11 protein-coding genes are annotated in these 7,994 nt (G+C 40.5%); 1 reads left to right on the forward strand and 10 read right to left on the reverse strand.

Going from position 1 to position 7,994, the window contains the following annotated elements; genetic code table 11:
- Positions 1 to 7: 7 nt before the first annotated feature.
- Genes B0182_RS04990 through B0182_RS05000 form a run of 3 tightly spaced genes read right to left on the reverse strand, consistent with a single transcriptional unit; the run spans position 8 to position 1,766 of the window.
- Complete coding sequence (locus B0182_RS04990) at positions 8 to 802, reverse strand: TrbG/VirB9 family P-type conjugative transfer protein (protein ID WP_078273874.1); 795 nt, start codon at positions 800 to 802, stop codon at positions 8 to 10.
- Positions 799 to 1,557, reverse strand: coding sequence for a VirB8 family type IV secretion system protein (locus B0182_RS04995; protein ID WP_078273875.1), 759 nt, complete (start codon positions 1,555 to 1,557; stop codon positions 799 to 801). Before B0182_RS04995 ends, B0182_RS04990 begins: the two co-directional genes overlap by 4 nt.
- Positions 1,557 to 1,766 (reverse strand): hypothetical protein, encoded by a 210-nt coding sequence (locus B0182_RS05000; RefSeq protein ID WP_078273876.1) that lies wholly within the window; start codon positions 1,764 to 1,766, stop codon positions 1,557 to 1,559. Before B0182_RS05000 ends, B0182_RS04995 begins: the two co-directional genes overlap by 1 nt.
- A 78-nt stretch (positions 1,767 to 1,844) precedes the next feature.
- On the opposite strand from B0182_RS05000, the gene B0182_RS05005 reads away from it, so the two are divergent.
- Positions 1,845 to 2,075 carry an EexN family lipoprotein gene (locus tag B0182_RS05005; protein WP_078273877.1) on the forward strand — a complete coding sequence of 77 codons (231 nt, stop codon included), beginning with the start codon at positions 1,845 to 1,847 and terminating at the stop codon, positions 2,073 to 2,075.
- On the opposite strand, the gene B0182_RS05010 is transcribed toward B0182_RS05005, so the two are convergent.
- The 7 genes from B0182_RS05010 to B0182_RS14265 all read right to left on the reverse strand — a co-directional run.
- Positions 2,076 to 2,972, reverse strand: coding sequence for a TrbL/VirB6 family protein (locus B0182_RS05010; protein WP_078273878.1), 897 nt, complete (start codon positions 2,970 to 2,972; stop codon positions 2,076 to 2,078).
- Positions 2,973 to 2,976: 4 nt separating this feature from the next.
- Positions 2,977 to 3,648 carry a type IV secretion system protein gene (locus tag B0182_RS05015; protein ID WP_012477724.1) on the reverse strand — a complete coding sequence of 224 codons (672 nt, stop codon included), beginning with the start codon at positions 3,646 to 3,648 and terminating at the stop codon, positions 2,977 to 2,979.
- 12 nt (positions 3,649 to 3,660) lie between these two features.
- Complete coding sequence (locus tag B0182_RS05020; protein ID WP_078273879.1) at positions 3,661 to 6,147, reverse strand: VirB4 family type IV secretion/conjugal transfer ATPase; 2,487 nt, start codon at positions 6,145 to 6,147, stop codon at positions 3,661 to 3,663.
- Entirely contained in the window at positions 6,086 to 6,469 is a 384-nt protein-coding gene (locus tag B0182_RS05025) for a VirB3 family type IV secretion system protein (RefSeq protein WP_078273880.1), read from the reverse strand. The genes B0182_RS05020 and B0182_RS05025 overlap by 62 nt, the downstream gene beginning before the upstream one ends.
- The gene (locus B0182_RS05030; RefSeq protein ID WP_078273881.1) at positions 6,469 to 6,807 is read right to left on the reverse strand and encodes a hypothetical protein; all 339 of its coding nucleotides are present in this window, start codon (positions 6,805 to 6,807) and stop codon (positions 6,469 to 6,471) included. Before B0182_RS05030 ends, B0182_RS05025 begins: the two co-directional genes overlap by 1 nt.
- A gap of 19 nt (positions 6,808 to 6,826) precedes the next feature.
- Positions 6,827 to 7,564, reverse strand: a complete 738-nt coding sequence (locus B0182_RS05035) for a lytic transglycosylase domain-containing protein (protein WP_078273882.1) — start codon at positions 7,562 to 7,564, stop codon at positions 6,827 to 6,829.
- Positions 7,565 to 7,576: 12 nt separating this feature from the next.
- On the reverse strand, positions 7,577 to 7,994 hold a 418-nt coding region (locus B0182_RS14265; protein ID WP_078273883.1), incomplete at its 5' end, for a hypothetical protein.

Consider the following 7,994-nt stretch of genomic DNA (forward strand, 5'->3'; position numbering starts at 1 on the left):
AACCCCCTTATTTGTTGATACGCTCAAACTCACTCATGGAAGTACCATGATGATTAAATCCATTATCTCTTAGCTTTTGATTGCCAAGCTCCGCCACCGCCTTACCTAATCGCAAACGGTACAAATGGTTTACTTCATGAATAATCATGGTGTCCGCTTCAATGTGAGTGTTCACAATCGCTTCTGAGCCGTCAGGCATGACTTTGTACACCGTTGGCAATTCTTTGGCGTTGTCATACTGCAAATAAGTAAATAAACCGTTGTCCCACATCGCTGTTGGCGTAATTTCAAGATTGCCACGCTTGACATAAGCCGTGTTAATTTTTGCGTCAATCAAGTAACTTTCTTCACCCTGTTTCACACGCTGAAAACTTGCTGGCATTGGCTTGGCTGGTGCTTTTTGCTCTGCTTTGTCCTGTGGGTAGTTGAAGCGTGCTACATAGGTCATATCGTCCATTACCGTTGAATATAGGGCAAACGCATAGGTGCGTTTGTTGGTTACAATAATCATATTCGTGGGTGCGGACGGCTGTAATGGCTTAAAAAATACATTATTGCCCTTGACTGCAATAGACCAATCACGAGCCTCCCCAATGCCAAGACCGCCCTCATCGTGAATAGTTTCGCCCTCTTCAAACTGAATTAGGCTTGAATGTCCGATTTTAGTTTTGATAACAAAAACATCATCAGTACGATAATCAAACACTTGCATACGAGTATCAGCCGTGAACGCTGGCAACTGTTCAGCATGAGCTGATAATGTTGTAATTAAAAAGACAAAAGAAAAAATTAGCTTTTTCATTGACCCACTCCGTCATCGTTTACTTGATATGATTTGACTGTGAAGCCAAATGGGTTCACTAAGCGGATTTCATCAACGGTTGGCACATTGACATAGTCGTACGCCAGCACCGCAATATGACGGCTTTCTACTGGCTCTGGCGATAGTCTGCCACTCATTACATCGTAAGTACCGCCATTCATGGGGCTAATTTTTTTGGTAAAGCGAATTTGCATAAGATTGTCGCCAATCTTGGATACGCTGTTGATTTTGACATCTACACGCTGACTACTGCCGTAAGTTTTGTGTGGAGCAGTTGGCATGGCAAATTTATTTCTAATTTCGTTTTGGACATTGTTATCAGCAAACAACATCAAATCATCAAATTGCTTTTGAATGGTGTACCAATCATAGCTTTCTGACAACTTCACAAAGTTGGACGCATAGTAGCGAGCAGTCTGTTCAAGGCTAGTAATTTGCTCATCTTTTAGCGTGGTTACAATATCCACTTCACCTGTGTTGTCATTGACACGCAGAACAAACGGCTCTTTTTCTTTGAGCGGTGTTAGTCCCACGATTGCCACGCTGTTAGCGATAGCAACGGCAACCGCCCCCAACGCTACATACTGCCAAAAAGTCTTGGACTTCTCTACAAACTCAATGCGTGATTTTTCAAACCCACGAGCTTCTTTTAGATAGTCATTGACCGCTTGATTGTCGCTTATCTTTTTGTCTTTTTTAACCTGTTGGGGTTTGGCTTTTTTAGACTTGAACATTATTGCGTTTCTCCTACTTGCTGTTGCTCAGCTTCATTTAAATCCTGATTTAATGTACTGACATCATCACGATATTTAACGGTATTTGGCGGTATAAAATCAGGCGTATTAACTGCCGTCCATTTGCCCTTTGGCATTGGTAATTTATGAGTAGATTGGCAAGCCGTTAAAGCCACCATACAAAATACCATGAGGATAAATTTATTCATTGCATAACCTTAATTTCTATGATAAAATTAAAAAGCATTTATGTTTAACTTTTCTTTAAAAAGACAAAAGGAAAAATCATGAAACACATCACACTTTTCACATTGTCTGTGATTGTCATTACTGCTTTAACTGGCTGTAAACAAGAAACCTACACAGTAGATTTTCTTAAAGAAAATGAAGCAAAACGCACCGAAGTATTAGAAGCCTGTAAGCAAAACAAACAATCTGATGAGAATTGCAAGAATGCAAATGAAGCACAGAAGTTTATTGACGAAAAAAAGTCTTTTAATACATTATTAGGAAAATAATTAAGCCTTACCAATATAGCCACCACTTTTGCCACCGCTTTTAAAACCTTTAACAGCTTTGGATGCATTTAATAACGACCTTGTTGCTTGTGTAAAGCCATTGGCGGATAATCCACCAGCTAGACTACTTGAAAGCTCAGGTAGTCTTAATAGTACAACAAAGAAAATACCTGCACCAATCGCAATATTTAATCCACGAGTTAAATCAATATATCCAGTACCAAATGCACCAACCATAAATTCAATAAAAATCGCCATCAAGACATTCAGAAAAAAAGTAAGTAAGGCATAATTCACTACTTGATTTACCCAAGCAGAAAAATATTGCCTAGTTGCTGGAAATAAAGCCATAGCAATAAAGATTGGACCGACTACAACCAAAATTCCTGCAAAGACTTTTGCTAATAAAATATATCCTGCTGATATAATTAGAAAAATAATAGAGAAAATAGCTATCAGCAAAATAATGATAATAGCTAAAACAGTAGCAGATATACCATTTGCTTCCTTTAAAGTTTCTTGTATACCATTAAGAACAATGGTTGCCATGTCATCTAGACTTCCATCTATGGTTGTATTGCTTCCTGAAAATTTTTGACTTAAAAAATCACCAAAGTTCATTACCATTGGCACAATATATTCATTGTAATAACCAATATTCAAAGAAAATGATAGTATCAATATCCACGCAATACATCTTTTTACAAAATCAACTATACTTTCTTCAATACTGCTATTCCAATAAGACAAAAATAAAAACAACAGATAGACGGAAAAAGAACTCAGTAATAACGGCTCTAACACAGATATTAGAGTTCCAGCTTTACCGATAACAACATTGATAATACTGTCGTCAATCAATGTAAAAATATTAGTAAATACACCGCTATCTGCCATTTTGTTATTTTCCCAGCAAACGATTAAATGATGACGCTTCTGCAATCTCTCTTGCTTGTCTTTCCAACATTTCCATTTGCTTCATCTTGATATTGATTTGAGCAATCGCAAGGTCAATTTGTGTTTTTTGAGCCATTAGGGTATTGGCAAGGTCAGCCTTACTGCTTGCGTCTGTGGTAAGGTTGATTTGGTCGGCAATTTTTTGGGCTGAGCGTGAAAATGTTGCCAAGTCTGTAAGCGACTGCTCAACCTGAGCGTAATTTAATAGCGTGGCTTGGGCGAGCTGTGCTTTTGGGTCTGTCGCTTCCCTTTGGCGTTGCATATCTGCTTCAATGCGTTTGGCAACCTGAGCAAGCACCTTGTCATAGTTACCGCTTGTCAAATCAGACAAACTAACACCGCTTGGCACATACTTACCAAGAGCTTTTTGAACATTTGGGTCATTGAGTAGCACACCTAAGCGAGCGTTGCCAGTTACCGCTTTAAGCTGGCTTCTTAGGTTCTCAATTTGCTTAATTTGGTTCTGCACTTGGCTAATCGCTTGGGCGACATTCGCACCATCAAAAACTGGCACACCTGCCGAGTAAGCCAAATTGTTTGAACCAATCATGGTTAGTAAGGCAAAAGCAGAAATTGCTTTTTTGGCTTTATCACTAAAACGCACATTTACTTTCATAGGAAAGCTCCTTTACTGAATTTTGTGGCTGATAGCCACGTTGGGGTGAAAATCTTTGACTTGTGAAACCAGCAAATCTAAATCCAGCGTACCCTGCTTTCTATCTTTTCTCGCCTGATAGAACAGGGGCAACCAAATTTCTGACTTTGGTTTTTCGTCAAATTTACTTAATAAATTATCAAGTAATTCTACATTTTCTTTGGTTGATGATAGGACGCTGATTTCATCGCTAAACCCATACAAATCCATTTTTGCAAAACTGGACTGCTGACCCTGTTTGATTAGGAAAATACGGCTCTGCGTGGACAGCGATTTTAAAATCGCAAATTCTTTCTCAGTCAAACCAACACGGATATAACCACCGCCTTGTTCGTTTTTGTACTCTGCGTCAGGGTTTGGCAATAAAATCTTTGTTGGCGTTTGCTGAATGATTGCTGGAAAGATTTCAGACTGCACCGCTTCTTCTGGCGACTGTGTTACCAACATCATAAATTCGCCACGCTTACGCCCTGTTTTAAGCACGTCCAACATCATCTCTCTTGGCGTTTTGTATTTGAGTGGTAGCCAAAACTCTTCCACCACCGTTAAAAGTAATGGGTGATTTTTTGTCATTTCCGATTTCAAATACAAAAGACAAGCAAGCAATGGCTCGGTTGGCTGGTAATTCTCTTTCAAGATTGAACCCACATCAAAGCCCACGATTTTGAAATCGTCAGGGTTAAACTGATTGACTGGATTATCCAGCACCCACGCATACGCACCTTGTCCATAGTCATCTGTGGTACACCATTTGACAAGGCGAGCGTATAGGCTATTACCGCCTTTGTCAGGCAACGACTGCAAAATTGCGGACATACAGCGACTTTCAAACGGCAAACTCATCACCGTATCCACCGCCATCTTGATTTGGTTTTGCTCTTCGCTGGTGCATTCGTGGTTTTTGTCAGTTGCACACGCCATTACCAGCGTATTCAAGAAGTCCATCAATTTAGGCGTTTTTTCAAACTGAAAAGGGTTAATGCCAGTTGGAATATTTTCTTCAATCGCAAAATAATCACCGTCCAACGCACGAATAAAAATATCCATACCCCTATCTTTATCCAAACAGAACATAGCTGGATTAAAACGCTGAACAAACACCGTCATTGCTGATTGTAATGTGGTCTTACCTGTACCAGTCGCCCCTAAAATCAGCGTATGCCCTGCGACTGCTTCACCAATATTATTTTCGCCAATGTTGGTGAAATGAAAATTGAAGTTGTACAGGGTCTTTGCTACCGTCTCTAATGGCACAACGGCTGAGCCGTCCCCTAATGGGTTGCCATGAGCCTTGCCAGTTGAATAATTATGCAAGGAAAATGTACTTGCCAAGTTACGGCTGGTTTTCAGCATTGGGCGTGGCTTGTAGCGATAAGTCGGAAACTGGCTAAAAAATGTTGCTGGTGCTGATACACTCGCTTTTTTAAACACCGCCCCAGCCTTATTAGAAAAGCTGGCATTGGCTTCATTCACATTATTGACAGCTTGGTCTATCGTGTCGCCAAACACCATTAAACTGCAATGGTATTCCCCCAAAATCTGCTCGCCTGATGTGATAAACCCCTGAGCTTCCAACAATTCTTCACGCTGATGTACCGCCTTATCATCTGCTGAACGCATTTGGTTGGCTTGTCTTTCAATGCGTGTTAATGCCTTAGCTGGTGCTAATGCCACAAACGACTGCACCAAATTATATTCAAATGGCAAAGCCAAGCTCGCACTATCAAACAGCCCCAAATGGGTTCTGTTTGGAAAGTCTTTTAAATCTTGCAAGCAAGCAAAGCGGTTTCTTACTTCACCCTTAATCTGCAAAATTTCATGCCCAAAGTGCAATGTGGAAGACGGCAAAATTTCATAAGCAGGGCTAGGCGTGAGCGGAACAATGCCCCCTACTGGCGGTTCACCATTCAACAGCTCATAAAAAAATTCAAGCGGTTCTGACGATAAAATACCATGCTGATTTTGATAAGAAATTAGCACTCTTGGCTGATATTGTGATAACATACTCAGTATTCTTTTATTTAAATTCTGAATGTCGTCAATGCCAGCTTCAAAATCATTTTCATATTTCATTACCAAACACATATAATATGTATTTTGGTAATAATCTTTATCATTAAACCGTTTTAAATATTTGTCGGAAAAATCACGACAAAATTTATTATCAAATTGATAATCAGATGTGATTTCAATTTTTCTACGAAGTTGATAAGTATAAAACGACAAGCGACTAGCTTTATCTTTCGCAAGCTCAGTATATACTAGGTTTAAAGCGTCAAAATCGCTTTCCAAGTGATTTGTACTAATCGCTTCAAAGTTAATACCGTCAAACTCAATCACGCTACAAAGATAGTTGTTTTCAAAATCCAAAACATCTTCGGCAACATGATAATAAAGTTTAGGTAATTCTTCTGTTGAAGCGGTTAGCCTGTTTAAAAACTTGCTGAATATATTCGCCATTTCTAAGATACTTCATTGGTACATAAGTTAAAGTATTGCCAAATTCTTGATAATACTTGCGTTTCAATCTAAATAACATTTCAAGGGCGAGTATATTTATCGCCCTATCATCTGTCTCAGAAATACTTCTGAGAAATAAAAATATTGGCAATCCCAAAGCTACAAAGGCAAAACCAATAAGCCCCAGTATTTTTTGTGCGATTAGCGAACCAAACATCAAAATCATTAAAACAATGACGGCTGGCACAAGTGGCACGCCAAACACCATAACCACACGGTCTAAACCGTTGTAGCTTGAAAATGTGCGGTACTCTTCGCTCATTATTTAAATGCACCGAAAATGTACGCTGCGATTGTTGCTACACCGCCAGCACAGGCATAGAAAAACGCAAATTTCAAGAAGTCCATCCAGTCACTATGACCGTTCCATGCCTGAACAAACTTGATGAGCAAATAAACCGCACCAGCGGAACCAGCTAAGATAGTCGCCCATTTCAAAATGTCTTTGAATAAGTTGTCTGCCTTTTGGGCACTATCTTCAAAGCCAGCTGCGAAAGCTAGCGTGGTACACGCTACACCCAAAAGCAAAATCAATGCTTGCTTGGCAATTACTTTGCCAATGGCTTTTTGATGTGCGGACAAAAAAGTTGTGTTATTCATAAAAATTCCTTATGATGAGTTAAAAATCCCTAAAAATATCCCAACTGTTGTAAACCTTAGCAGGTTTTTCAGCAGTCAAATCACTTTCAGGGGTGGGGCTTGGTTGAGATGTGTCGCTAGAACGCACAGGGACGCTCATAGTTGCATTTTGAACGCCATTTGGTACTTGACTAGCGGAATTGATTTGAACAGCGTCTATGGCGTTTTTAGAGCCATTTACGGTGTCGTAGGTCTGATATTGGATTTTTGGTTGGAATTGAATTTGGGGTATGGGCGTGGGTGCGACTGGCTGAGCCACTCTTGCGGTCAGCTCATTGTAATTTTTGGTTGTCTTGGCGACATAGCCATTACTAAATCCGCCAGTCATATTGCCTGTGTTGTAGCAAGAAAACGCTCTTTGCATTCTCGTACCCTTGCCAGTATTGCCAGCACGGTCATAGCAATGCAAGTACACGGTTTGAAGTGCTTTAAGATTGGCACATGGTTGAAGCACCTGCTCCACCGTCAAGCCGAGCCATTTTAAATTGGCTGAGTTGATTTGACCCAATCCCAAATCAATATTTGCTCCACTAGCAAGCAGACGCTTGGCGGTGTCTATTGCTTCGCCAAGATTGGTTGGCTGTTTTGCCAACCGCCCTGCTCCCCTGTTCACTCCGATAGCAAACGGATTGTAATTACTTTCTGTCTTTACAATCGCATTCACAATTACAGGGTGTACATTAGGACTGCAACTACTTGTGATGATAGCTTCCAACATCGCATAGACCCCTTACAAGCGACCTTTTTTTCTGATGTTGGCAACTTGACGGACCGTGCCGTCAGGGTCTTGAATGTACACATAAACACGCTTTCTAGTGTTTTGCGTCCATAGCTTTTGAGAGCCATTTTGACCGCCAATAGAACCGTCAGCGTTGGAAATCATGGGGCAAACTGGAAAACTTTTACCACGAGCCAAATCACGAGTAACTTTTCGGATTGTGGATTGACATTCAGGGGTGTGCATACCGCCAGCAAAGCACAAAAAGGCTTGACAGCCAAATATATCTTTGTTGGACAGTTGGGGGATTTGTACTTGTTGTGGGTCTGCCGAAGTGGTATTGGCAAGGGCAGACGCTGAGAATAGCGGTATAACCGCCAAAGAAAGGATTTTTAGAAGACGAAAATTAGGCGTTGCGTTGCGTTGCGTT

The sequence above is a fragment of the Moraxella bovis genome (genome assembly GCF_002014975.1).
Classification (GTDB): Bacteria; Pseudomonadota; Gammaproteobacteria; order Pseudomonadales; family Moraxellaceae; genus Moraxella; species Moraxella bovis.

Bases quoted from the DNA above. Each gene is read 5' to 3' on its own strand.
- B0182_RS05015 (WP_012477724.1), bottom strand. From the start codon at position 3,648: ATGAAAGTAAATGTGCGTTTTAGTGATAAAGCCAAAAAAGCAATTTCT.
- B0182_RS04990 (WP_078273874.1), bottom strand. From the start codon at position 802: ATGAAAAAGCTAATTTTTTCTTTTGTCTTTTTAATTACAACATTATCA.
- B0182_RS05025 (WP_078273880.1), bottom strand. From the start codon at position 6,469: ATGAGCGAAGAGTACCGCACATTTTCAAGCTACAACGGTTTAGACCGT.
- B0182_RS04995 (WP_078273875.1), bottom strand. From the start codon at position 1,557: ATGTTCAAGTCTAAAAAAGCCAAACCCCAACAGGTTAAAAAAGACAAA.
- B0182_RS05005 (WP_078273877.1), top strand. From the start codon at position 1,845: ATGAAACACATCACACTTTTCACATTGTCTGTGATTGTCATTACTGCT.
- B0182_RS05000 (WP_078273876.1), bottom strand. From the start codon at position 1,766: ATGAATAAATTTATCCTCATGGTATTTTGTATGGTGGCTTTAACGGCT.
- B0182_RS05035 (WP_078273882.1), bottom strand. From the start codon at position 7,564: ATGTTGGAAGCTATCATCACAAGTAGTTGCAGTCCTAATGTACACCCT.
- B0182_RS05020 (WP_078273879.1), bottom strand. From the start codon at position 6,147: ATGGCGAATATATTCAGCAAGTTTTTAAACAGGCTAACCGCTTCAACA.
- B0182_RS05010 (WP_078273878.1), bottom strand. From the start codon at position 2,972: ATGGCAGATAGCGGTGTATTTACTAATATTTTTACATTGATTGACGAC.
- B0182_RS05030 (WP_078273881.1), bottom strand. From the start codon at position 6,807: ATGAATAACACAACTTTTTTGTCCGCACATCAAAAAGCCATTGGCAAA.